Raw genomic sequence first — 24,724 nt, 5'->3', positions numbered from 1 at the left:
TGCCGGAACACTCAGGCCGCTGCCACGCGCCCTTTGCGCTGCCGTTGCATCACAAACACCATCGCTGCAAGCGCGATACCTGCCAGATCCGATACCAGGCCGCCCTCAATCATCAGCAATGCAGCGCCGATCAGCATCAAACGCGCTAGCCAGGGGGCCGACACATCGGCAAACCAACCCATTACGCCGCCCGACAACATGTACACACCAAAGAGCGCGGTGACCAGAGCACGGGCGATATCAATCCATCCTGCTTCCATCAACAGCGCACCGTTGTAGAAGAACATGAAGGGTACGATGAACGCCGCAATACCAATCCGGAAAGAGGCTACCGAGGTTTCCATAGCGTTGGCACCGGAGATCCCTGCGGCAGCATAAGATGCCAAAGCAACCGGCGGCGTAATGGCAGAAACCACCGCAAAATAGAACACGAAGAAGTGCGCCGTCAGCGGCTCAATACCCAGCTGCACCAGGCCCGGCGCGACCACCGAAGCGGCAACGGCATAGGCGGCCGTTGTCGGCATTCCCATACCCAGAAGAATGGAGATGAACATGGCGAAGATCAGTGCCAGAAGCTGGCTGGCCTCTGCCACATCAAGTAACAGAACCGAGAAGCGGGCACCGACACCGGTCAGGGAAATCACACCAACGATAACGCCTGCCGCCGCACACACCACGATAATCTGTATGGCCATGTACGAGGCAATTTCCAACGCATGCAGAACCGCGCGAACACCCATCTTGTTCGGCGAGAACCAGCTGACAACCGCTGCAGACACCATGGCGAGAGTACCGGCCCGTATCACCGAATACCCCATAAACAACGCCACCACCAGAATGATGATCGGTATAAACAGGTAGCACTGTTTAACCATGGTGCGCAGTTTTGGCAGCTCGTCTTCCCGCATGCCACGCATACCGGTTTTTGCAGCTTCAAAATCGACCATGAAGTAAACAGACGCGAAATACAGAATTGCAGGAATAATGGCCGCGATGGCGATCTCGGTATACGGAATACCGGTAATCTCGGCCATGATGAAGGCACCTGCCCCCATAATCGGAGGCATGATCTGGCCACCGGTAGAGGCCGCCGCTTCCACGGCGCCGGCGGATTTTTTGCTGTAACCCACTTTTTTCATCAGCGGGATAGTCAGCGACCCGGTAGATACCACGTTGCCGGCGCTGGTGCCGTTGATCATACCCATCAGGCCGGAGGCAAAAATGGACACCTTGGCGGGACCACCCCGTGAACGCCCGGCCGCCGCAAACGCGAAGTTTACGAAGTAATCACCCACTTTTGAGGCCTGCAAAAACGCGGCAAAAATGATGAACAGAATAATGTACGTGGACGACACCGCCGTGGTGGGCCCAAGAATACCGGCATCGGTATAAACCTGACTGAAAAAACGCTGTACAGACAGCCCCGGATAGCCCAGAAAGCCCGGCAGATATGGCCCGGCAAACACATACACCAGAAACACCAGCCCAATGATTACCAGCGCCAGGCCGGCGACCCGGCGGGTAAGCTCCATAATCAGCGCTGTGCCCGCAACGGCGGCAAAGGATATGCCCACCGGCGCAAACGAGGTGCCCGTCGACATGCGCATGGCGGTGTTGTAAGCCACCAGAAAGTAAGCCGCGACGGCGATCGAGCATACAATCAACACTAGATCCGGCACGCTGAAACGCGAGCGTTCACGCTGATGGAACCAGCTCAACACAATGCCTACAGCCGTTACCGCCAGCAGGGGCCAGCCAAAATGCCAGGTTTCCAGTTCAACGGGAATTCGCATGGCGCCGTTCTGGACCATCTGCCAGAACGAAAACGTCTGATACAGCACGTAAAATGCCGGTAAAAGCGCAGCGGCGCCTATCCACGTAGTCCAGCGATGGCGCGCAGAGCCTTCTTCGGCAGAAACAAAACGGGCCCCGGCAAACAGAACAAAACCCAGAACAAGCGCCCCGGCAATGTGCACGATCCTGAACGACCAGGTTTCCAGAGGTGCGATGTTCAGCACATAGAGATGGAAGGATGAGTAAACAATCGCGAGCAAAGAAACAAACTTCATCATGCTGCCTTCAAACAGCCTGCGATTTGCCTCTACAGGTTCCTGGTCCACATCGTGGGCAAGCACGTGGTCTTCGCCCACCTCCACGTCGGAAAAATCTTTGGGGTCTCGTTCAAGTGTCATTGGGTATCCTGCCTGCAGGCAAATCGGAGCCGGCTAACTGCCGGCTATTGTTCAGGGGCCTTGCGGCCCCCTTCTTTCAAGCATTCAGATCAACTGGCTTTGCTTGAGTGCTACTTGATCTTGCTTTCTTCGATGGTGTAACCGTTCTCGTTGAACCAGCGAGCTGCACCGGCATGCCAGGGCAGAACGTTGTTCTTTTTGTAATTCTCGGGAACCGAGTTACGGGCGGCCTTGTGGATGGAGACCATTCTTTCGTTCTGCTCCATGGTCAGTTTGGTGATTTCATACACAAAGCTTTCAGGCACATCGCAATTCACCATGGCAAAGTTCCACATGGAAACCACACGCGACGGCTTGTCCAGAGACTGATAGGTGCTTGCCGGAATAATGAATTCAGATACCGGGAAGTTATCAGTAACCTTCTTTGCTTCCTCATCGGTCATGCCAATGATGTTTACATCGGTCTGAACTTCCAGCTGGCTCACAGCCGGAATCGGAATGCCTGCAGCAAAAGCCACAACATCAATCAGGCCATCCTGTAGCTGACCACCAAGATCAGACCAGCTGCCGTTACGGCGCTTGAAGTCCACACCCAAGGTTTCCATCATGCGCGGGAAATAGGTGTCAGACGTTGAGCCCGCCGGGCCAAAACCGATAGTGGCACCATCCGGAATGTCGGAAATAGAAGTGATACCGGAGCTGCTAAGCGCAGTCACCGAGAAAGGCGTCTCATACATGGGGAACATGGCACAAACGTTGTCCATCTTCATGCCTGGAGCCAGAGGGCTGTTGCCTTCCATGGATTCACGAGCCGGACCCATGGTGGTCAAGCCAAATTTGAGATCACCGGTATGTACCAATGCCATGTTCTGCATAGGGCCTCCGGTGATTTCAGCACCTCCGGAAACACCCAGGTTTTCCGCAACAAAGTTAGCCCAGCCTGAACCATAGGCGAAGTAAGTACCGCCCTGGCTGGCCGTTCCCACGGTAAAGTTATCCGGCCATCCGGCCCGATCCTGGGCAATAACAGGACTAGCAACAATAAGAGTAGAGGCGAATGCCGCCGCCATAATGGCTTGGGTCTTCATAGAGAATGCTCCCTGGTTCATTTTGTTTATTGGGTGCTCGACGAAGCCCGGAAGGGCTGCGATGCAAAAGAAGTAGCAAGGAGCAGGCCAGATTAAAAAACGGCCATAAAACAAAGGTTTTCTGAAAAACCTGAAAATAAACCCTAAGGAATGGGTACGTTCTCACCCATTAATAAAGGCCTATGGGTTGAATTCCGCCACACTGAACTTGAGTGCTAATAGACGCTTTATGAGCGGAAACATTGAGCCGCTGCAACCGCCCGCATTTCGAGTTAGGTCTTAAGTCCTTGCTCACAGATGCTCGGCGTTTACTCAATCAGGCCAACGTTGCGAATACCGTGCATCACTCCGCTAATGCGGTAAGTTCAGTGCAAGAATCACCATTGCCGGCTATGTTTCTTATGAGTGCCCAGTCAGACCGTCGGTGCACTGGCTAAAACCACATCAAAGTGCCATTTGATCAGGCTGTTCGTTGGCGCGAAATCAGACTCTCAAGGAAAGGGAATACCATGTTAACGATCAAATGTGGACAAGGGGTTAGTAGCTTCAGCTTTAAACTGTTTGACTGGAACGATTACAACCGCAAGGCACCCGAATTCATGATTGCGTCTTTCAGTAGCGGAGGACACGGCTCTGTAAACGCTGCGAATCCGCAATGGCAACACGACCATGGATCGAAACGCCTTATGATCAGTTGGTCTGCTGGTGGTATGAATGGAGGGGTTGGTTGGGCGGCAAAATCAGATCGTGGCGGGCCTTATAATGCATCGCACACGCTCATCGCAAACTATGATGGCCGCCATTTCAAGCTGGTTGACTGGACAACGGTACTGAACGAATATCAGAGCGAAAATGATGAAATTTTCACTCACGGCAGCGTCTCCCCTGACAACACTGGTTTCTTGATTGCCGCTGCCTTGATTGGTGGTCTCGCAACGGGTATTGCGGCACTGGGTCCAGTGGGGGCATTACCTGCGGGGTTGGTTTTGTCTCTCGGGGGGTTAGCCTTACTGGCTTTCGAAGATCAGGAGCCTCCCGCTGCGCCCAATATTCAGCAGATAAAAGCCGTTATTGAAAAGGTTATCAGAGATGAACTTACAAGAGATAGAGCGATAGATCTTTCCGTTGATTTGCTCACCACGTCCAGCAAATTCATTGAACTGACCAGGCTGGTCAAGTCAGAAATGAATGACTCAGGCAGTGGGACAACCTATGAGCAACAGCTTATTGCCTTTGTCAACGATCAGTTCAACGCAACTGGCGACGGGTCGCTGAATAATTCCATAACCTATCTCAACACACAGCCGGACATTGCCCGGCTTATTCTCCCAAGCTACGCAACGGGTATTGGTGTTCACCTTCACCTCAGACGTTTGCATGCCTTGCAAGCTCAACTGAAGGGCAGCCCCGTCACCGCCGGAGTTGTCTCGGTATTTCTCGCTGAGGTCCGGGAATGTCGCAGGGGTCTTGAGGCGGCCATGGCCGGGTATGACAGGTTGTGCAACGAAAGCATTGGTGAAGTTTACCTTATCGGTCTTGCCGAAGCTGAGACCCTGAGAGAACTCCTGAACATCAGATACCTGGGAGCTCCAACAAATGAAAGACTGGAGTCTCTGGTGGCACAGCTTTCAGACCTTGAATCAGCTCTGGAGGAAGATGAAGCCGGCCCTATCACCCACTTTTTCAACATTAACTGGCTGAACAACCAAGTCCGACCGAGACCACCTACCTTGCGGTTTGATTAAGCGGTGCCCTCGTTTCAGGGAGTGTATAACCAATCACTGTAGTAAGTTCCGGGCCTGATAGCCCTACCCCGAACGCCTACCGAGCACCGATCGGTAGGCGACGCGAAACCAAAGCGTTAGGTTTCAGGAGGAAAATGTCTCCCGCTATGGCAGAACTATTCGAATTTGAGACCAGTCGGCTCAGATTACGGCAATGGCAAAAAAGCGATTTCGAGTCATTCGCAGCTCTGAACGCAGACCCACGGGTTATGCAGCACTTTCCCGAGCCGCTGAGCCGTCAGGCGAGCAATGAAATGGCGGAGAAAATCCGCACGCTCATCAAGCAGCGCGGTTGGGGGTTCTGGGCGGTAGAGGTTAAGGATACCGAGCCCTTTATTGGTTTTTGTGGGTTACACGTGCCTATTGCTACGCTACCTTTTTCTCCGTGTGTCGAGATTGGTTGGCGGTTATCGTCAACTCACTGGGGGAAAGGCTATGCATCTGAGGCTGCTCGCGGTGCGTTACATGTTGCGTTTCAGCAGCTAGGGCTTTCTGAAATTGTCTCCTTTACCACTGTTGGCAATCGGCGATCGCGCCGTGTCATGGAGCGCATCGGCATGAACTACAGTGGAGAGTTTGAGCATCCCGGGTTGCCCGAGCGTAGCCCGTTGCGGCCGCATGTACTTTACCGGTTGCAACGAGGGCAGTGGGACGTAAAAGCCTGTTAAATAACTTTGAGGCCTGTCATGACACCATCTCGCGATGATGATTTTATTGTAGTAACCACCCCTGAAGCGGCGGTTGATCGCCTTGCCACCCTTTATGAAGAAGCCACCAGCGCACTGCGCGCGGCGCTGAAGCAGTATCTTGATTATCGCCAACTGCCGCAGGATTCCCAGTGCACCTTCCGTTACCCGGAACTGCGCCTGACCTATCAATCCCAGGGCGAAGTGCCCAACAGCATACGTGCCTACGCGCGGCTGCAGGTGCCCGGTGTTTACACTATTACCGTGACTCAGCCCGAGGCTTTCAGGCGATATCTGGAGAGCCAGCTGGGGCATATGATGAGGGATTTCACCGTCGTTGTGGCTGTCGGGCGGAGCCAGGTCAACATTCCCTATCCCTATGTTGTTGAGCAAGGCGACGAGTTGGGCGCTTCGGGCGTTACCGCCAGCGAGCTGTCGCGGGTATTTCCCAGTACTGACCTGTCCGCCACCAGCGATAGCACCGCCGATGGCCTCTACGATTGGCAGGAGCTGGAGCAAATGCCTCTGGCTCTGTTCGATGCGGCGCGCACGGATTTTTCATTGCGCCGGCTGGTGCACTACACCGGCAGTGACTGGCAACATGTGCAGCCGTGGATATTACTGACCAACTACCATCGCTACGTCGACCAGTTTATTCGTCACGGGCTTGACATGCTGCAGGGCGGTTCACGCTTTCAAAGCATGGTGTTGCCCGGAAATGTGGTGATTGAGCGGGGCATGGCCGACGATGAAATGGAGGCGATTGTCGACTCTGTGGTCTGGCACCGGTTCCAGATGCCAGCTTATCACCTGAAGGCTTCGGAGCCCGGGCAAGGTATTACCCTGGTCAATATTGGCGTAGGGCCATCCAACGCCAAGAACATCACCGATCACCTCGCCGTAATGCGCCCGCACTGCTGGCTGATGATCGGTCACTGCGGTGGGCTACGACAGTCACAGGTCATTGGTGACTATGTGCTGGCCCATGCCTATATGCGCAGAGACGGCATTCTTGACCGTGTACTGCCACCGAACATTCCACTGCCGGCGCTAGCTGAAGTACAGCAAGTGCTGCAGCAGGCGGCGGCGGAGATCACCGGCGACGAGGGTGACACGCTCCGGCGCCGACTGCGCACCGGCACTGTATTAACTTACGACGATCGCAACTGGGAGCTGCGCTGGGCGCAGGAGCGCTCGCAGATTAACCTGGCCCGCGCCATCGCGGTTGATATGGAGAGCGGCACCATCGCCGCGCAGGGTTATCGGTTTCGCGTGCCTTACGGCACTCTGCTGTGCGTCTCCGACAAACCACTGCACAGTGAGATCAAGCTACCCGGAGCAGCAGGTGCCTTTTATGAAAGTGCGGTTACCCAGCATTTGCATATCGGCATCCGCGCGCTGGAACTGATGCGCACTGAACGTTACACCCTGCATTCGCGCAAGCTGCGTAGCTTTGATGAGCCGCCATTTCGTTGAAGATGAGAAAAAACACATAACCAGCTGCAACTTTCTCCACTCCCACTGCGTATCTGGTGTTGGCTGCCCGTTTTTAATACCGGGTGGGAAATACAACAAAAACGCAGAACCGCACTTGGGGCGGCTCATGCCAGGAGAAAGTTGCATGCGCATAGCAAAGCGCTACATTCGAGTATCTTTCGCATCCGCGATGGCACTGGCCATCGTCGGGACAACGCCGGCACACGCTGGCCTACTGGGTGGATTGCTTGGCGGCAACGGCAAAAGTGCCGGTGACGGCCAACCTTCTGAAGTCACAGGCGACGGTGGATTCTTCAGTAAACCCTTCGCCGAACCGACCATTCAGGTAGACGGGGAGCAGATTGCTACCAGCGAACGCTGCATCCAGGAAGCCGACGGCAACCTTCAATGCAAGCCAGCAGCAGGCACCATTGCTGTGCTGGGTGATGGCCGTTTCATTTATCTGAATGCGCTTGAGGGTACGGAAAACGCGGAACTCGCAGTAATAGCCCAGTTTGGCGAGGTGTCGGTCAACGACCAGTCGCGCGTTATGACTCTGGACGAGAATGACCAACCAACCTGGATCAAGCCGGCGCAGAACGACGGTGGCGCCAACCCCGACGGCAACGACAGCACCACGCTGACCGGCGGACTACTTGATACGGCTGACAACACCGACATGAATGACGGCGCGCTGTTCTGTGCCGACGTGGTATTTCTCCCCGATGGCAGAATGATGGCGGTCGGCGGCACCGACTACTATTCGGAGCCCGGCATCGACGGCCTGCCTGTGGGCGTAGTGGAGCTGGAAGGCCTGAAGGCCTCACGTATCTATGATCCCGAGACCAACACCTGGAGCCAGAGCGGTGACATGCAGTACGGCCGCTGGTATCCAAGTCTGGTGAGCCTGGCCAACAGCGACATATTTGTGGCCAGCGGCGTAACCAAACTGCTCAAGCCGGTTTACCCTGAGGACCCGCTTCAGTCTGGCCGAAACGTCGCACAGACCGAAACCTACGATATTGACAGCGGCACCTGGAGCAATAACGGCTCGGCGGCACAACGCTCGTTGCCACTGTTCCCGCGCATGCATCTGCTGCCCAACGGCCACGTTTTCTACAATGCCGGCGGCCAAGCATTCAACCCATTCGGGCAGGCCTATGACCAGGCGCTTTGGAACATTGTCGGCACCTATAACCCGTCCACCAAGCAGTGGACCGATCTTGGTTATGCCGGTCTTCCGCTGCGGCTCAACGAGTTAGGTCTGGCAGCGCTGAGCACCACGCTGAATCCAACCAATATCAATCCGGACCAGGTGGAGCAACTTCTGGGTAACCTGGTCGGCCAGACCCTGGATGACCCAACGGCCGCAATCGGTCAACTTCTGGAAACCCCGGTCGACGATCGAGCACTAGAGCGCGCCATCGGCTCCGGCATGCGTGGTTCAACCTTCTCGATTCAGCTGCCACTGCGGCCGGACAGCAACGGCGGTTATCACGAGTCTGAGTTCCTGACGGCTGGTGGTGTACCAACGTATGTTACGGCTGGCAGCCCGGGTGGCTATTTGCCAATTTCCTCGTCGCGTATCGACACCGTTACCACAAACGGCGACGACATGGCGTATGAGTCGCGCCTGACCGGCTCACTCAACCAGCCACGCTGGTACGGTTCGGGCGTGATGATGCCCGACAACAGCGTTATGGTGTTCTCCGGCGGCACCCGCGACGGCGTGGTAGCGACCGGGCTGGAAGGCGCGATTATCCAGTCTGAACGTTTTGATATTGAAACCGAAACCTGGAAGCCGATGGCCTCGGCTCATCGTGAGCGCACCTACCACAACACAGCTGTACTGATGACCGACGGACGGGTTCTGGTGGGCGGCCACTCGCCGATCAACACAGCCTATCTATCGTTCATCAACCTGGATGAGCTGGGATTTGCGGACTACGCCGGGCGTGACCCCTCGTTCGAGATCTACACACCGCCCTACGCTACGCGTGACGATCGCCCGACGATCGAAGAAGCGCCAGTCGCCCTGCTGACAAATGGCGGTGAGTTTGATATCCGCACGGACCGGACAGATATTGACCAGGTCATGCTTATTCGTCGCAAGGCAACCACCCACCTGATTGATGGCGATCAGCGCGCCGTGGCGTTGCCGATCATAGGCCGCAATAGCGACAAGGTAACGGTCAAGATGACCAGCAACCGCGCGGTTCTGCCGGCTGGCCAGTATATGCTGTTTGTAAGCTACAAGGCCGAAGACGGCATGCGTTTACCTTCGAAGTCCACGCCTGTGAGCGTGCTGGCCGACCCTGGTAACCCGCATGGCCCACTCGCCCAGCAGATCGAACCGGCGCCGCAAGAAGACGAAAACAATGGCGGTGTGGCTGGAGGTCTGCTTGGTGGACTGCTCAACAGTGGCAACAATGGCGGTTCGCTGTTGGATCCACTCCTCGACCTGAGCTCGGGTGGCGTTAGCGCAGTACCCACTCTTGGCCAGCTTCGTGACGGCACGCCGCAGCTTCTGACCGAGGGCGGCATTGCAATCGACGGCGGTGCTTCGGTGCTTAAACAGACCGTCGATGGTTTGCCAGTCGCATTGCAAGGCCTGGTTATCGACTTCACCAATCTCGCTGGCAACAACTGATGAGTCGCTGCAACCCTAGCCTTCCCCCTCGGGGGGGGCTTTTTTTCGCGCTCATCGCCGCCAATTTGCTTTGGGCGCTTGCCGCCCATGGCCACGGCGGAAGTTCGAATGAAGACAACGGCAGCGTGTACGCAGTGCTCGACCCTCTGCCGGCGGAACTGTCGTCACTGCGGGTGCAACTGCGCAAAACCCTGGCACCCCAACTGCTGGTTTCCAATCCCACGGGCAAGTCGCTGACCATCGAGGATGAAACAGGTCGGCTTTTTCTGCGCATTGGCCCGGAAAACACCGAAGGGGATTTGGGCACCGCAGCGTTTCACCGCACCAACACCCTCATGGCACCCGGCGCGATTCCGGCGAACGCTTCGGGCGATCCACGCTGGACGGTCGTTGAAGCGACGCCTAACTGGGGCTGGTTCGATCTGCGGTTGCGCACAGACGCGGTCGATCTGCCCCACCAGGTAGTGGATGCGGGAGAGCGTGCCTTTGTTGGCCAATGGTCGGTGCCGGTCACGCTGGGCGATACCGAAAGCGCGATTTCCGGTCGTTTCGAGTATGTGCCCACGGCAGTTGGTATCGTCGAAGCACGGGTAGAGGACGTCGGTGCGTTGAAAGGTCAGGCGCTGATAAGAGCCATGCCTGGCAGTGCTCGCCCAGGGCTTTTTTTGTCCTACCGCGGCGATTCACCGTTAACGCTGATGGGCGAGCAAGATGAGCCCTTCCTGCGTTTCTCAGCCCAGGGCGTCGAAGCCAATCGTCATAGCCCTACCTGGGGCATGGTAGCCCCTGCGGGTTCCCCTTCGTTCGTCGACAGCAAGGGCGATACCGAAGCGCGCTGGGCAAAGGTTTCGAACGGTCGAAGTTATGGCTGGATCGAACCCCGTGCAGCCCATGCCGACACGGTTGAGGACCCAACGCGATCTGGCGTGGTCAAGCGCTGGAGTATACCCATACGCATCGGCGATAACCGCAGCCGTATTGAGGGTGTAACCGAATGGTTCCCCGTTGAACCGATTGCCAGTATGTGATCGCAGCCAAAGCTGCTCACCAACGCCCTTGCAGCGTAGCCACAATCCGGCGGCCACCGGCCTTGTCCCGGTGCTCGCAAAGATAAATGCCCTGCCATATTCCAAGCGCCAGGCGCCCGTGATGCACGGGCAGAGTGAGTGACGGGCCTATAAGAATGCTCTTGATGTGGGCAGGCATGTCATCTGGCCCTTCCATAACATGCTCATAGTGGGGGGCCCGCTCAGGCACCATCACGTTAAAGTGGCGTTCAAGGTCACCGCGCACGTCCGGGTCGGCGTTTTCGTTGACTGCCAGCGAAGCGGAGGTGTGCTGGATAAACAGGTGCAGCAAACCCACTTCGCAGTTGGTCATGTCCGGCGCCTGGGCCAGGATTTCATTGTTTACCAGATGAAATCCTCGCGGCAGCGGTGCCAGGTCAACAAACGTCTGATCCCAGATCATGGCGGCTCCTGTGGTTTATTTCTGGAGTTCGTCCCAGGGGTGCATGGGCACAACGGCTTCGCTCACTTCGGCCTCAAATGAGCTGCGAAAATAGTCCATGGCTTTCTCGGCTTCGTTCAGCTCGTCAAACCGCGCGATATGATAGATCGCCTCGCCTTCGTTAACCAAAGGCAGATTATTCACACAAATCACGATGCCCGAGCAGGGTGATATAATCGCTGTTTCAGATTCACCAAAGGGATCGGCTACCATGGCAAGCTTCTGGCCTTTGCGTACTTTCTGCCCGAGCTGCGCAACGGGGCGCATGATGCCATCGATCTCTGCCCTCACCCACTGCGAACTGGCTGCAATTTCCGAACGCTTTTTCGTCGTACTGCGGCCTTTGCGTGGAGGAACCATTTCCAGTTCCCGCATCACTCGCATCACGCCTTTGGCGCCACTGCCAATTACAACGTCGTCAAAGCGCAGTGCTTCGCCGCCCTCATAGGTGATTACAGGAATATCCAGAGAATCTGCGTAGGCGCGCAAACTGCCGTCCCGCAGGCCTGCATCAATAATCACCGGTGCCGCAAATGCTTCTGCCATACGGGCAGTTTCCGGGTTTTTCAGTTCCGCCCGAACCTGCGGCAGGTTGAAGCGGTGAATGGCGCCCGTGTGCAAATCGATGATGTGCGTTACCTGCTCCATAATCTGGGTACGCAAAAGATACGCAATACGCCCACCAAGAGAGCCTCTTTCGCTGCCAGGAAAGCAGCGGTTCAGGTCGCGCCTGTCGGGCAGATAACGCGTGCGGTGCACAAATCCGAAAATGTTCACGATAGGCACCGCCACCAGAGTACCGCGCAGATGGCGCAGCGCCGAATTGGTGAGCACACGGCGCACAATTTCCACACCTGCAATTTCATCACCGTGTATGGCTCCGCACACCATCAGTACCGGGCCGTCCCGGCGCCCGTGCACAATTTCCACAGGTATGTGCAAGGGGGTATGGGTGTACAACTTTGCTACCGGAATTTCTATGGTCTGCCGGGTGCCAGCCTGAACTTTTACTCCGGCCATTTCAAAGGGCGCGCGCGCCATCGATTATCCTCTACCTTTTGTTTTGGTGCGCCAGGGCGCCTGATTCTTTTCAATCCAGTTCACAATCATGCCCGCTACGTTCTTGCCAGTGGCGTTTTCAATACCTTCCAGACCGGGCGAAGAATTCACTTCCATCACCAACGGGCCACGGCTGGAGCGAAGCAAGTCGACACCTGCCACGTTCAGGCCCATGGACTTGGCTGCGGTAATGGCTGTTTTTCGCTCTTCCGGCGTAATACGAACCAGAGACGCACTGCCACCACGGTGCAGGTTGGAGCGAAACTCGCCCTCGGCACCCTGTCGTTTCATGGCCGCAATCACCTTGTCGCCAATAACAAAACAACGAATGTCGGCGCCGCCGGCTTCCTTGATGAACTCCTGCACAAGAATGTCGGCTTTGAGGCCCATGAAGGCCTCAATCACGCTCTCCGCCGCTGTGCGGGTTTCCGCCAGCACTACGCCAATGCCCTGAGTGCCTTGCAGCAGCTTGATAACAACCGGCGCACCGCCCACCATTTTCAGCAGCTCCGGCACGTTATCCGGTTTGTTGGCAAAACCGGTAATGGGCATGCCGACGCCTTTGCGGGCAAGCAACTGCAGGGAGCGCAGTTTGTCCCGGGAACGGGTGATGGCAACAGACTCGTTCACCGGGAAGGTTCCCATCATTTCGAACTGGCGCAGAACCGCTGTGCCATAGAAGGTAACGGACGCTCCGATACGGGGGATCACAACGTCAAAGTTTTCCAGCACTTCTTCGTGATAATGAATCCGTGGATTGGCAGACGTAATATTCATGGAGCAGTGCAGGCAATCGATAACCTTCACTTCATGACCACGATTGACACCTTCTTCCACCAGACGACGGGTAGAGTACAAATGCCGGTTGCGCGAAAGAACAGCAATTTTCATTTTTCAGACCTTAAAGCCGGTTCCCCGGCGAGATAGGAAGCTTCGGGATAAACCATCGTGCGGCCCGCCATGGCGGTACGACCGATCAGCATGCGAAACCGCATGGTGTCCCGGTTTGTCAGGGTCATTTCAACGGGCCAGCTTTGGCCGCCAACGACAAGAGTGGTCTCAATGACCAGCCGCAGTTCCTTGTGGCCGCCTGAATCCGATACATCACGCTCATCGAGAACACGGGCATCACACTCCACCACGTGGTGCATATCATTCTGAACCGGATGCACCCAGAACCGAACCCGGCGCTCGCCATCCTTTGTGTAGGGTTCCGTGCGAAACGTGTGCAGGCAGGAGGTACGCGCTCCGGTATCCACCTTCGCCTTGATGCGGCCTATATCCAGATCAGGTAATGCCACCCACTCCCGCCAGCCAAGGCTGAGTTTGTTGTCAGCAGGTGTCGGCTCAATGGTTTTGATAGCTTCAGCTGTCTTTGTCGACATCCAACGGTTCCTTTTCGATGGCTTTTTCCGGCGCCATAAGCTGTACACGGAAGGGCTCGGAATGACTGCCGGCATAGATACTGGTATGCGGGAAGGGTATTTCTATGCCAGCCCTGTCCAGAGTTTTCTTTACAGCAACGAGCATACCGCTTTTGCTCTCGAGTACCTTGTCTTTTGGCACCCAGAAGGAAAACTGCAAATCCACCGACGAAGGGCCAAAAGCGGTTACCAATACAAACGCTTTTGGCTCTTCAAGGCAGGCAGGGTTCTTTTCCGCCAGCTCCAGCAACAGGGCTTCTACCTTCTGTGCGTCTTCAGCATAGGCAATCCCAACCTGAAGGTCGATCCTGCGAATGGGAAAACGTGAGCGGTTAACAACCGGCGTCTTGATCAGGGTTTCGTTAGGAATGCGCACATACAGGTTATCTCTGGTTCGCAGCTTGACACTGAGCATGTCGATTCCCACCACTTCGCCCATGATAGTTTCCACTTCAATGAAGTCACCGATTTCAAAGGGCTTTTCAACAAGCAGGAACAGACCGCTGATCATGTTGGACGCAGACGTTTGCGACGCAAAACCGATGGCGACGGTCAGAATACCGGCCGCACCCAGCACGACGTCCAGCGAAAATCCGGCTTCCCTCAGCGCTGCCATACCAAAAAGAATAAAAATGACATAAAAAACCAGCCGCCGAACCATGACTGTGTGGTGCCGGGAACTGCGCTTCGCCATTACCTTTGACACACTGCGCGCAGCCAATGACGCAAGCACGATGCCGAGCACCAGCAAAAAGCCGGAGCTGATCCACTGCCCCCAGGCTATGTCGGAAAACACGCTCAATGCACCTGTTTTCAGCTCTTCAGCCACAATCGTTACTCCACAGAATGTGCATTAACCAAACACCCGGTCGATAGCGCGCACCAGACGCCCTTTGGCAGTCTTTTCACGGGCCGGCGCCACTTTCTTGCAAGGGCCTGCAGCAACAAGCAACCCTTCATCCACATGCAAACTCGCGGAGTTCATATCCGTTGCCACTTCCACAACCACTCCCGGTGTCCAAAGCTCTCCGCGATCGTTCTGATGCAATGACAATAACGGCGTAGGCAGGCTGAAGCGCTCCAACAGCAAAGGCTCGGTCCTGCGATTAATAATCGTGACCGGAGTCACCGCCCGCCATGCACGTTTCGGCACGGCCTCAAGTACCAGGCGGCCAAAGTTTGACGACGCGTAGCACAACTCACCCTCCATCGTATTTCTGCCCACCCAGGTAAGCGATGGCACCGCCAGAGGAACTTCTGTGAGAAGGGTCTGGTTTTGTCCGGTACAGATTTTCATCCAGACAACCGTTCCTACGTAAATCGTGCAACGAGTGCCCGCGGGAATGGTCAGCGGGTGGTAAGGACGAATCACCGTTGGAAGATTGGCCACCGCCGGTATGAAGGTTACCGTGGAGGAATTCCCGTCCCGGACAAACCGCTTCAGGGACTCGCTTTCAGGAGGCAACCGATGGCCTGTGGATTCTGTCCAGCCCACGGGATCTGTCTCTGGCTCCCGGGTTTCCGTACGCACCTGCCATTCTTTTTCCAGCAAAGTGACCCACAGCCGAACGTGCCCAAGCTTGTGGTGCTGGGTTTGGCCGGTCACAAACTCATACGGTTGAGCCCAGACACCGTCACGCCGGCTTTCGGTTTCGATATCCATAAACGCTGTAAATCTCCCACGAATACGGCTGGTAAAGTTGCGACAACTATAATCCAATCAGTGACCCCGGGCGAATATCCAACTATGTGATTTTATTACCACAGAGCGATGTAATTACCCTTACATTCAAAGCCCGAACCCTATACGGAACAGACAATGACGCAACTGGTATGGTTCAGAAACGACTTGCGAATCGCCGACAATCCGGCCCTTACCGCAGCCTGCAAAGAATCGGATAAACCGGGAGGCAACACAGACGTTCGCGCCTGTTTCATCCTCACGCCAGCACAATGGCAGGAGCACGACTGGTCGCCAGCCAGGGTTCAGTTTGTGGTTGCCCATGCCAATGCCCTGGCCCAGGAACTGGCAAAACTCGGCATACCGCTTTGTTTTATAGAAGCTGAGGACTTCAGCGACAGCATTTCAGCGCTTGAAGCCCACTGCCAGGACCTCGGCGTCCGCCAGCTTCACTTCAACGAAGAATATGGCGTTAACGAACGCAAGCGCGACAAAGCCGTGAAGCACCGCTTTGATGAATTGGGCATCACTACCTGCAAATATCGCGACCAGACCGTGGCGCCGGTGGGTGAAATACTGACCGGCCAGGGCGAACCCTACTCCGTATTCACCCCCTTTTCCCGCCGCTGGCGCACCTGGATTGATGCAACCCAGCCAACACTTTACCCAGTACCCAAGGCCCGGGGCGATGCCATTCAGCCGGAACGCATTACAAGCATTCCCGATGGTTTTGAAAATGCCCCGCCAGCATTGGTAGAAACCGGAGAAGATGCAGCGCACTCGCAGCTAGAGTGTTTCCTCAGCGAACACGGCCGCGCGTACAAAGAGCATAGAGACTTCCCTGCTCTTGATAGCACAAGCCAGCTTTCACCCTATCTGGCCAATGGTGTGCTCTCAGGCCGCCAATGCCTGGTCGCCGGGCGACAAGCGCAAGGCATGGGAGGCAACCAGGAAGGCCTGGTGACCTGGATTAACGAAATCGCCTGGCGGGATTTCTACATACACACCTTGTACCACTGCCCCCGAGTGAGCATGCATCGCGCCTTCAAACCGGAAACCGAAGCGCTGCAATGGAACGATCCCGGCGAGCACTTCGAAGCCTGGAAATCCGGCAACACCGGCATCCCCTTGGTAGATGCCGCCATGCGCCAACTCAACCAGACCGGCTGGATGCACAACCGGCTGCGTATGGTTACGGCGATGTTTCTGACCAAAAACCTGTTCATCGACTGGCGGCTGGGCGAGGCTTATTTCATGTCAAAACTGGTGGATGGTTTTCTGGCCTCCAACAACGGCGGCTGGCAGTGGAGCGCCTCTACAGGCACCGACGCGGCGCCTTACTTCCGTGTGTTCAACCCGGTGACTCAAAGCGAGCGTTTCGATCCGAAAGGTGAGTTTATCCGCGAGTGGGTGCCTGAGTTGGCAAAGCTGGATAACAAGCGCATCCACGATCCGTCCAAGGGCGGCGTGATTCCGGGTGGATACCCAAGGCCGATCATTGATTTGAAGGAAAGTAGAAAAGAGGCAATAGCGAAGTTTCAGGCGCTGAAAGGCTAGAACGCGGAACAAATGTAGAAGCAGGTGCGGCAGGCAGACATCGCCAAAACCGTGCGGAGCCATGGATGGCGGAGCCGAGCGCACAGGGAAGTATTCACAGCGTGTTTTGGCGATGTCTGCCTGCCGCTCCTGCTTCGATCAGACGTGCTCAGACCCACAAACCGGACAATCAGGATCCTTGTTAAGCTTCATTTCACGCCACTGCATTTCCCAGGCATCCAGAAGCAGTAACCGACCCACAAGGGGTCTGCCAACTCCGGAAATTACTTTGATAGCTTCCATCGCCTGGGCCGAACCGATCATACCAACGAGCGGGGCGATCACGCCGGCTTCAGAACAGGTCAGGTCTTCGTTGCCCTGCTCGGGATACAGACAGTGGTAACAAGGGGATTCGGGATTCCGGCTATCGTAAACACTGAGTTGGCCTTCACCCCGGATAGCTGCGCCAGAGATCAACGGAACGCCGGCGGCTACACAAGCGCGGTTCAAGGCGAATCGGGTGCTGAAGTTATCCGAGCAATCCAGTGCCAGGCTGACTTCGGCTACTTCGCGGTCAAAGTCGTTCAGTTCAAGGCGGCGGTTAACCACAGAAATAGACACTGCCGGATTGATACTGCGTACTCGCGCGGCCAGGGTTTCCGCTTTGGACTCGCCAATTTGAGCCGTCTCAAATGCGATCTGGCGCTGCAGGTTGGCCAGTTCAATAACGTCATCATCTACCAACGTTATGTGGCCAACACCGGCCGCCCCCAAATAAAGCGCAACCGGGCAACCGAGGCCACCAGACCCTACTATCACAACGCGGGCGGACTTCAGTGCCTGCTGCCCCGCAATATCAAAGCGGGGCATCAAAATCTGACGGCTGAAGCGCAGGAGTTCTTCATCACTGAGCATGGAGGTCTCCTTTTCGGGGCCACTGCCCCAGGGTCATGCGGTCGTTGCCGCCGTAGTCTTTCCGGCTTTCCACCTTAGCAAACCCTCGGGTGGTGAACAGCCCTTGAACGGCTTCGGCCTGATCGAATCCGTGCTCCAGAAGCAGCCAACCTTCGGCATTCAGCCAGGCAGGCGCTTCACTCACAATCAGGCGAATGTCATCAAGGCCATCAGCTCCGGATACCAGTGCAGAGGCCGGCTCAAAGCGAACATCGCCTTCATCGAGGTGGTGGTCACCCGAAGCGACATAAGGTGGATTGGAAACTATCAGATCAAAACTGCCAGTGGGCAATCCGGCAAACCAACGGCTCTGGAAAACCTCCACCGGTAACTTTAGCTGGCTGGCATTTGCCTGTGCCAATGCCACCGCATCTTCCATCAGGTCGCAGGCACTGATCGCCCAGCCGGGCCGCTCGCTGGCCAGCGCCAAAGCGATGGCTCCTGTGCCGGTGCCAAGATCAACAACCCGGGCACTGTCCGGCAAGGGCAATTCCAGCGCCTGCTCTACCAGGCACTCGGTGTCCGGCCTGGGAATCAATGTACTGCTGCTTACTTTGAACGGAAGGGACCAGAACTCCTGATGACCCAACAGGTAGGCAACCGGCATACCCTGCACACGTTGCATTACAAGCTCTTCAAATTCTATTGCCAGCCGCACTTCCACTTCGCGCTCGGGAAAGGCGCGGAAGGCAGAACGGCCTAGGCCAGTAACCTGGGCAAGGAGCAACTCGGCATCGAGCCGGGAGGAATCACCTGCAATCCGGCGCGCCGCATCGTCCAGCAGCGCCTCACAGGTCAGTGAAGGTTTACTCGTCATCGGAAAGCGAGGCCAGAAGCTCCGCCTGATGCTCTTGTTGAAGAGGCACAACCACGGAATCCAGATCACCCGCAATGACATCATCAAGCTTGTAAAGCGTGAGGTTGATGCGATGGTCGGTTACCCGGCCCTGGGGGAAATTGTACGTACGAATACGCTCAGAGCGATCGCCGCTACCCACCAGGCTTTTGCGGGTCTCGGCCATGGATTTCTGCTGCCGCTCAGTTTCCGCATTATTCAACCGTGAAGCCAGAAAGCTCATGGCCTTGGCGCGGTTTTTATGTTGTGAGCGCTCTTCCTGACACTCCACCACGATACCGGTTGGCAGGTGGGTAATCCGGATGGCGGAATCGGTTTTGTTAACGTGCTGACCGCCCGCACCCGAGGAGCGGAAGGTATCCACGCGCAAGTCAGCTTTGTTGATCTCGATCGCCTCGGCTTCATCGGCCTCTGGCATAACGGCAACGGTACAGGCAGAGGTGTGAATGCGGCCCTGGGATTCGGTCTCCGGCACCCGCTGAACCCGGTGCGCACCGGATTCGAATTTCAATGCGCCGTATACAGCGTCGCCCGCAACCCGGGCAATGACTTCCTTATAACCGCCATGCTCACCTTCGTTCTCGCTGAGCACTTCAATCTGCCAGCGCCGGCGCTCGGCGTAACGACTGTACATGCGGAACAGATCTCCGGCAAAAATTGCGGCTTCATCACCGCCAGTTCCCGCGCGGATTTCCAGAAACACGTTTTTGCCGTCATTCGGATCTTTAGGCAGCATCAAGCGCTGCAGTTCTTCATCCAGCTCTTCGGTTTTCTGCTCGGCAATTTCAAGTTCTTCTGCGGCCATCTCCCGCATGTCGGCATCGCCGTCTTTCGCGAGTTCTTTTGCCTCACTGATATCGTCCAGAGAGTGCTTCCAAGCCTGAAAGCACTGCACCACAGGCTCAATCTCGGAATACTCCCGGGATAATTCCCGAAACTTGTCCTGGTGTGCGATTGTGGCGGGATCGCTGAGCAAAGCACTCACCTCCTCGTAGCGCTCTACAAGCTGCTCGAGGCGGGACTGTATCGATGGTTTCATATTTTTTCCGGGGTGGTCGTCGCGTCTGCGTCCAACACATCGAGCTGATGCAGCTCTCTCAGCCACTCAGTCACCTCAGCACGCCCTTCGGTGGTGGCCTTGCGAACCTGTATAGAAGGTTCGTGCAGGAGTTTGTTTGTAAGGCCTCGCGCTAGACTGCGCAACGCTGTTTCGGGATCGCCGCCATTGCGCAAAGCGCGCAGGGCTTTTTCGGTTTCTATGTCTCGTAACACTTCCGCACGCTGCCGGAACTGTTTCAGTGTGGAAACCGCATCCAGTGCGCGGAGCTGGCTGAGAAACTCCTGCACGCCAGCTGTTATGAGATTTTCCGCTTCACGGGCAGCACCCTCACGGGTACGAATATTTTCTTCGATCACCTGGCGCAAGTCATCAACGGTATAAAGATACACATCCGCCAGGGAAGCCACTTCGGGCTCGATATCCCTGGGCACAGCAATATCCACCATGAAAAACGGCCGATGCTTGCGTTTCTTCAGAGAGCGCTCCACCGCGCCTTTGCCGAGAATAGGCAGCGGGCTGGCAGTGGATGAAATAATAATATCGACATCGGCCAGGTAATCCGGAATCTCCGAAAGCAGAATGCCGCGGCCGCCTCGGGATTCTGCCAGAGCCTGAGCTCGCTCCAACGTGCGATTGGCAACAATGAAGTTCTTCACGCCGGCATCTGCAAGGTGGCGAGCGACGAGTTCGATGGTTTTGCCTGCGCCAATCAGCAGCGCCTTATTCTGCGACATATCCGCGAAAATGCGATGAGCCATGTTTACGGCGGCATAAGCGACGGAAACCGGGTTTTCGCCGATGGCGGTCTGGGTACGAACGCGCTTGGCAACGGAGAAGGTTTGCTCAAACATGCGAGAGAGAAACGAGCCGCTCCCGCCGTGTTCCCGGGCCAGAGCGTAGGCATCTTTTAACTGGCCGAATATCTGTGGCTCACCCAGAACCATGGAATCCAGACCGGCAGCAACGCGCATCATGTGCCTGACCGCATCCGCGTCGCGGTGGATGTAAAGCACTTCTTCAAGCTCGGCGGCATCCAGATCGTGGAAGCCCGCCAGCCAGCGCAGCACCATCGGCGCGCAATCATCGTCGCCCGCGAGATAGAGTTCTGTGCGATTGCAGGTGGAAAGAATGGCCGCCTCACTGGCGCCAGACGCCGCACGCAGCTCCGCAAACGCCTCTGACATGCGCTCAGGCGTAAACGCAACCCGCTCCCGTAACTCGACAGGGGCCGTGCGATGATTAATTCCCAGCGTTAGCAATGCCATTCTTGGTTCTACAATCCTTTACCGATGTGCGATGTAAACGAACGCCATTCTGCAGGCATTTTAGCGGCCCAAGCCGTCAGCTGCCACCCAAAACCAACCGTGCTTCGGGAAGTGCGGACAGGTTGGGCAAGAACAGGAGCTTATGCCATTATAGGGAACCGGTCGCCGCCGGGACCCGACTCAACTCAAAAAAAGAGGTGATACGGGTTACTCAAGATGCGTAGTCGACAAATCACGGGAAGTTGCATGCACAAATCCGCACCGCTTTTGGTTACCTGTCTGTTCGGCCTCTCACTGGCAGGTTGCGCCAGTATAACCGGTTCGGGGGACACATCGGCCGCCGACGAGAAAATCGACACAAACCAGCAGGAAGGCATCGGGCAAACAAGCGGCGACCTGCCGGTTGAATACGCTGATTTTGAGCCGGAAACCCTGTACCTGCTCCTCTCGGCAGAAATTGCAGCTCAGCGTGGCCGGTACGATGTCACTCTTGTCAATTACCTCAGAGCTGCGCAACAATCCCGGGATAAAAATGTTATTGAGCGGGCCATGCGCATTGCCCAGTCGCTCAATGGTGACAATGCGCAAAAGCAGCTGGCAGAGCTTTGGCTTGATGTAGATCCGGAAAACCTTCAGGCACTTCGGGTTTCGGCCATACAGTCCGTTAAACGCAATGAACTCGAATCCGCCCTGGGGTATATGGAAAGGATTCTGGACCAGGGTGGCGACGCAGATTTCGACAGCCTTGCGGCCATGGCAGGAAACCTCCCTCAGGAACAGCAACGAGAATTGCTGGCCTTGTATGAAGAAATGGCAAACCGCCATCCGGACACCCCGGAACTGGAATACAGCATTGCCCTGCTGCTAAAAATCACAGGGGATCCTGATGCTGCGCTTCTACGGTTGGAGCCTCTGCTTGAAGAAGAACCCAACTTTCAGCCCGCCATCATTCTCAAGGGCGACCTGCTGTACCAAACCGGCGAAGTAATCGAAGCCCTTGATCACCTTTTGGTAAACACCCGGCGCTTCCCGGCCAATCGCCAAATGGGCACGCTCTACGGACGCATGTTGATCAGCGAAGGTGAATTGCAGGCCGCTCAGGATGAGTTTAGCCGCCTGTCAGATCGCTACCCCGACAACTCCGGGCTGCGACTATCACACGCGCTTGTAGCTCTGGAAAACGGACAGCTTGAACTCGCAAAGGAAGAACTCACGCGACTTATCGAACAGGGTCACCACACCAGCGAAGCAAGTTATTATCTGGGCCGAATTGAAGATGAGGCCGGCAACGCAGTGCAAGCCATCGGTTACTACCAGAGCGTGGAACAGGGCAACTATTACCTGCCCGCTCTCGCCCGGGCCAGCGCATTGCTGGCCGCAGAAGGCAGGCTCGAGGAGGCTCGGGACAACATTCGTTCTCTGCGCAGCACCAACCCGGAGCGGGCAGAAAATTACTGGCTACTGGAGGTAAATCTTCTGCTCGACCAAAGGCTGCAGCAAGAGGCACTCCAAGCGGGCTCCAGCGCACTTGAGGAGTTCCCTGAGAACCTTCAGATACGTTATGCGCGAGCCATGCTGTTCGATGCTCTGGATCAGCCGGACAAAGCCGAAGAAGATCTCAAGCAGATTGTTGAAGACAACCCCGACAACGCCGTCGCACTCAACGCCCTGGGGTACATACTCACAACTCGTACGGACCGGATGAAGGAAGCCCGCAGCTACATCGAACAGGCTCTCGCGCTCGACCCGGAAAACCCCGCCATTCTCGATAGCATGGGATGGGTTCTGTTCCAGGAAGGCCAACTCGAGCCTGCGCTGGATTACCTGTCTCGCGCCTGGGCCGCCTTTCCGGATCCGGAAGTCGCTGCCCACTATGGCGAAGCATTGTGGATGAACGGTGCCGAAGAGCAGGCCCAAATTGTCTGGAAAGAAGGGCTTGAGCAGGATCCGGATCACGCTGTTTTACGTGAGACCATTGAGCGGCTGACCAACAACGGTGACCAATGATGGGGCAGGCTATTCGCATTTGGGCAGCCCTGATTCTGATTGCCAGCCTGAGCGCCTGTACCACCATTCAATTGGAGCCACTGCCCGAGGGCATGACCGACCAACCTCCAGCTGACTGGCAGGACCGCTCCACCAAGCTCAGGCGGTTTGATCACTGGCAACTGTCTGGAAAACTGGCAGTACGCCAGCCTTCGGACAGTGGCACCGCCATCATCAACTACTGGATACAGGAAGGCGAAGCTTACGATCTCGGCTTGTCATCATCATTCCTCGGAATGGGCAGCACGAATCTGAAAGGCGTGCCGGGCTTCATTGAGCTGACGCTCTCTAACGGTGAAACCTATCGCTCCGGAGACCCGGATGCGCTGATGAAAGCCGCCACCGGCTGGCAACTCCCGATGGAGAGCCTGACGTGGTGGATACGCGGCCTGCCTGCACCTGGCGGTGATTTTCGGCTACTGTTTGACGATCGGGGTGAACTCGCCATGATTCGCCAGGCCGGTTGGGAAATCCGTTACGATCGCTGGCACGAGCTACAAGGCGACGTACCCGCCCTGCCCGCCAGAATCACCGCCTTGAAAGAGGATAAGCGCGTACGTGTTGTAGTAAGCAGTTGGCAGGACCTGACTCCGTGACAGCAACTATCACACTGCCATCTCCAGCCAAACTGAACCTTTTTTTGCACATTGTTGGACGGCGGCCGGATGGCTACCATGAGCTGCAGACACTGTTCCAGTTTCTCGACTACGGTGATGACATCACATTGAGCCTGAACCCTGAGCAGTCTGATATCCGGCTTGAGAGCCCCATAAGCGGGGTGGCGGATGAAGACAACCTGATCATCAGAGCTGCGCGTGCGCTTGCGAAAAAGACATCAGGCGACCTGCCAGGTGTAACCATCGGCATCACCAAGCGCCTGCCTATGGGCGGTGGGCTTGGCGGCGGTAGCTCCAATGCGGCCACCACACTGCTGGGATTGAACCACCTCTGGCAACTTGGGCTGGGGCTCGACGAGCTTGCGGAAATCGGCCTGACACTTGGCGCCGACGTGCCGGTGTTTGTGCGAGGCCATGCTGCTTTCGGGGAAGGTATAGGCGAAAAACTGACCCCTGCTTCCCCGCCAGAAGACTGGTTTTTGGTCCTGAAACCTGCCTGTAGCATCAACACCGGAAAGATATTTTCAGAGCAAGGGTTGACAAGGGACACCCCGAGAATCAGAATAGCGCCCGCTTTTGAGGGAGACGCCTCGAGGTGCCGAAACGACTGTGAAGATGTGGTCAGAAGACTGTATCCTGAGGTCAACGAGAGCATGGAATGGCTCGCAGAATTCGGACCTGCAAGATTAACCGGAACCGGGGCTTGCATATTTGGACGTTTCCCTACAGAATCCGCAGCCCGGATTATCTGGGAAAGCAAACCCTCCGGCATCACCGGGTTCGTAGCTAAAGGGGTGAACGTATCACCTCTTCACCAAAAGCTGACAGAGCTGGAATGATG

At 56.2% G+C, this 24,724-nt stretch carries 21 protein-coding genes; 9 read left to right on the top strand and 12 right to left on the bottom strand.

Features of this window, described 5'->3' with window-relative positions; all coding sequences use genetic code 11:
* Positions 1-11 precede the first annotated feature (11 nt).
* Positions 12-2,192: a TRAP transporter permease gene (locus FFI90_RS15365; RefSeq protein ID WP_144779137.1), complete on the bottom strand. Its 2,181-nt coding sequence runs from the start codon at positions 2,190-2,192 to the stop codon at positions 12-14.
* A gap of 110 nt (positions 2,193-2,302) precedes the next feature.
* Entirely contained in the window at positions 2,303-3,280 is a 978-nt protein-coding gene (locus FFI90_RS15360; protein WP_144779135.1) for a TAXI family TRAP transporter solute-binding subunit, read from the bottom strand.
* A gap of 509 nt (positions 3,281-3,789) precedes the next feature.
* On the opposite strand from FFI90_RS15360, the gene FFI90_RS15355 reads away from it, so the two are divergent.
* The 5 genes from FFI90_RS15355 (at position 3,790) to FFI90_RS15335 (ending at position 10,904) form a co-directional block, all read left to right on the top strand.
* Positions 3,790-5,025, top strand: a complete 1,236-nt coding sequence (locus tag FFI90_RS15355) for a hypothetical protein (RefSeq protein ID WP_144779133.1) — start codon at positions 3,790-3,792, stop codon at positions 5,023-5,025.
* Positions 5,026-5,171: 146 nt separating this feature from the next.
* Complete coding sequence (locus FFI90_RS15350; protein WP_144779131.1) at positions 5,172-5,732, top strand: GNAT family N-acetyltransferase; 561 nt, start codon at positions 5,172-5,174, stop codon at positions 5,730-5,732.
* 18 nt (positions 5,733-5,750) lie between these two features.
* Positions 5,751-7,226, top strand: a complete 1,476-nt coding sequence (gene amn / locus FFI90_RS15345) for an AMP nucleosidase (RefSeq protein WP_144779128.1) — start codon at positions 5,751-5,753, stop codon at positions 7,224-7,226.
* Positions 7,227-7,371: 145 nt separating this feature from the next.
* Positions 7,372-9,876, top strand: a complete 2,505-nt coding sequence (locus tag FFI90_RS15340; protein ID WP_144779127.1) for a galactose oxidase early set domain-containing protein — start codon at positions 7,372-7,374, stop codon at positions 9,874-9,876.
* The gene (locus tag FFI90_RS15335) at positions 9,876-10,904 is read left to right on the top strand and encodes a hypothetical protein (protein ID WP_144779125.1); all 1,029 of its coding nucleotides are present in this window, start codon (positions 9,876-9,878) and stop codon (positions 10,902-10,904) included. Before FFI90_RS15340 ends, FFI90_RS15335 begins: the two co-directional genes overlap by 1 nt.
* Positions 10,905-10,920: 16 nt before the next feature.
* Here the strand turns inward: FFI90_RS15335 and FFI90_RS15330 are convergent, their stop codons facing one another.
* Genes FFI90_RS15330 through FFI90_RS15305 form a run of 6 tightly spaced genes read right to left on the bottom strand, consistent with a single transcriptional unit; the run spans position 10,921 to position 15,531 of the window.
* Positions 10,921-11,346, bottom strand: a complete 426-nt coding sequence (locus FFI90_RS15330) for a secondary thiamine-phosphate synthase enzyme YjbQ (protein WP_144779123.1) — start codon at positions 11,344-11,346, stop codon at positions 10,921-10,923.
* 15 nt (positions 11,347-11,361) lie between these two features.
* Positions 11,362-12,426 carry a succinylglutamate desuccinylase/aspartoacylase family protein gene (locus FFI90_RS15325; RefSeq protein ID WP_144779121.1) on the bottom strand — a complete coding sequence of 355 codons (1,065 nt, stop codon included), beginning with the start codon at positions 12,424-12,426 and terminating at the stop codon, positions 11,362-11,364.
* Positions 12,427-12,429: 3 nt separating this feature from the next.
* Positions 12,430-13,335: a 30S ribosomal protein S6--L-glutamate ligase gene (rimK, locus tag FFI90_RS15320; RefSeq protein WP_144779119.1), complete on the bottom strand. Its 906-nt coding sequence runs from the start codon at positions 13,333-13,335 to the stop codon at positions 12,430-12,432.
* The gene (locus FFI90_RS15315) at positions 13,332-13,829 is read right to left on the bottom strand and encodes an ATP-dependent zinc protease family protein (protein ID WP_144779117.1); all 498 of its coding nucleotides are present in this window, start codon (positions 13,827-13,829) and stop codon (positions 13,332-13,334) included. Before FFI90_RS15315 ends, rimK begins: the two co-directional genes overlap by 4 nt.
* Entirely contained in the window at positions 13,810-14,697 is an 888-nt protein-coding gene (locus tag FFI90_RS15310) for a mechanosensitive ion channel family protein (RefSeq protein ID WP_246123608.1), read from the bottom strand. The genes FFI90_RS15315 and FFI90_RS15310 overlap by 20 nt, the downstream gene beginning before the upstream one ends.
* Positions 14,698-14,721: 24 nt before the next feature.
* The gene (locus tag FFI90_RS15305; protein ID WP_144779115.1) at positions 14,722-15,531 is read right to left on the bottom strand and encodes a hypothetical protein; all 810 of its coding nucleotides are present in this window, start codon (positions 15,529-15,531) and stop codon (positions 14,722-14,724) included.
* Positions 15,532-15,687: 156 nt separating this feature from the next.
* Between FFI90_RS15305 and phrB the strand changes: the two genes are divergently transcribed.
* Entirely contained in the window at positions 15,688-17,106 is a 1,419-nt protein-coding gene (gene phrB / locus FFI90_RS15300; RefSeq protein ID WP_144779113.1) for a deoxyribodipyrimidine photo-lyase, read from the top strand.
* 138 nt (positions 17,107-17,244) lie between these two features.
* Here the strand turns inward: phrB and FFI90_RS15295 are convergent, their stop codons facing one another.
* The 4 genes from FFI90_RS15295 to hemA are packed head-to-tail and all read right to left on the bottom strand — an operon-like array spanning position 17,245 to position 21,220.
* A complete protein-coding gene (locus FFI90_RS15295) occupies positions 17,245-18,000 on the bottom strand; it encodes a HesA/MoeB/ThiF family protein (protein WP_144779111.1) in 756 nt (251 codons plus the stop codon).
* Positions 17,990-18,856, bottom strand: a complete 867-nt coding sequence (gene prmC / locus FFI90_RS15290; protein ID WP_144779110.1) for a peptide chain release factor N(5)-glutamine methyltransferase — start codon at positions 18,854-18,856, stop codon at positions 17,990-17,992. The genes FFI90_RS15295 and prmC overlap by 11 nt, the downstream gene beginning before the upstream one ends.
* Entirely contained in the window at positions 18,846-19,934 is a 1,089-nt protein-coding gene (gene prfA / locus FFI90_RS15285; RefSeq protein WP_144779107.1) for a peptide chain release factor 1, read from the bottom strand. The genes prmC and prfA overlap by 11 nt, the downstream gene beginning before the upstream one ends.
* A complete protein-coding gene (gene hemA / locus FFI90_RS15280; protein WP_144779105.1) occupies positions 19,931-21,220 on the bottom strand; it encodes a glutamyl-tRNA reductase in 1,290 nt (429 codons plus the stop codon). The genes prfA and hemA overlap by 4 nt, the downstream gene beginning before the upstream one ends.
* Positions 21,221-21,466: 246 nt before the next feature.
* On the opposite strand from hemA, the gene FFI90_RS15275 reads away from it, so the two are divergent.
* The 3 genes from FFI90_RS15275 to ispE are packed head-to-tail and all read left to right on the top strand — an operon-like array spanning position 21,467 to position 24,722.
* Positions 21,467-23,227 (top strand): tetratricopeptide repeat protein, encoded by a 1,761-nt coding sequence (locus FFI90_RS15275; RefSeq protein WP_144779103.1) that lies wholly within the window; start codon positions 21,467-21,469, stop codon positions 23,225-23,227.
* Positions 23,227-23,862: a lipoprotein insertase outer membrane protein LolB gene (gene lolB, locus FFI90_RS15270; protein ID WP_144779541.1), complete on the top strand. Its 636-nt coding sequence runs from the start codon at positions 23,227-23,229 to the stop codon at positions 23,860-23,862. Before FFI90_RS15275 ends, lolB begins: the two co-directional genes overlap by 1 nt.
* Positions 23,859-24,722: a 4-(cytidine 5'-diphospho)-2-C-methyl-D-erythritol kinase gene (gene ispE, locus FFI90_RS15265; RefSeq protein WP_144779101.1), complete on the top strand. Its 864-nt coding sequence runs from the start codon at positions 23,859-23,861 to the stop codon at positions 24,720-24,722. The genes lolB and ispE overlap by 4 nt, the downstream gene beginning before the upstream one ends.
* Positions 24,723-24,724 lie beyond the last annotated feature (2 nt).

It is taken from the genome of Marinobacter maritimus (assembly GCF_007671675.1).
In the GTDB taxonomy this organism is placed as follows: domain Bacteria; phylum Pseudomonadota; class Gammaproteobacteria; order Pseudomonadales; family Oleiphilaceae; genus Marinobacter; species Marinobacter maritimus.
This window is presented reverse-complemented; position numbering and strand designations above follow the sequence as displayed.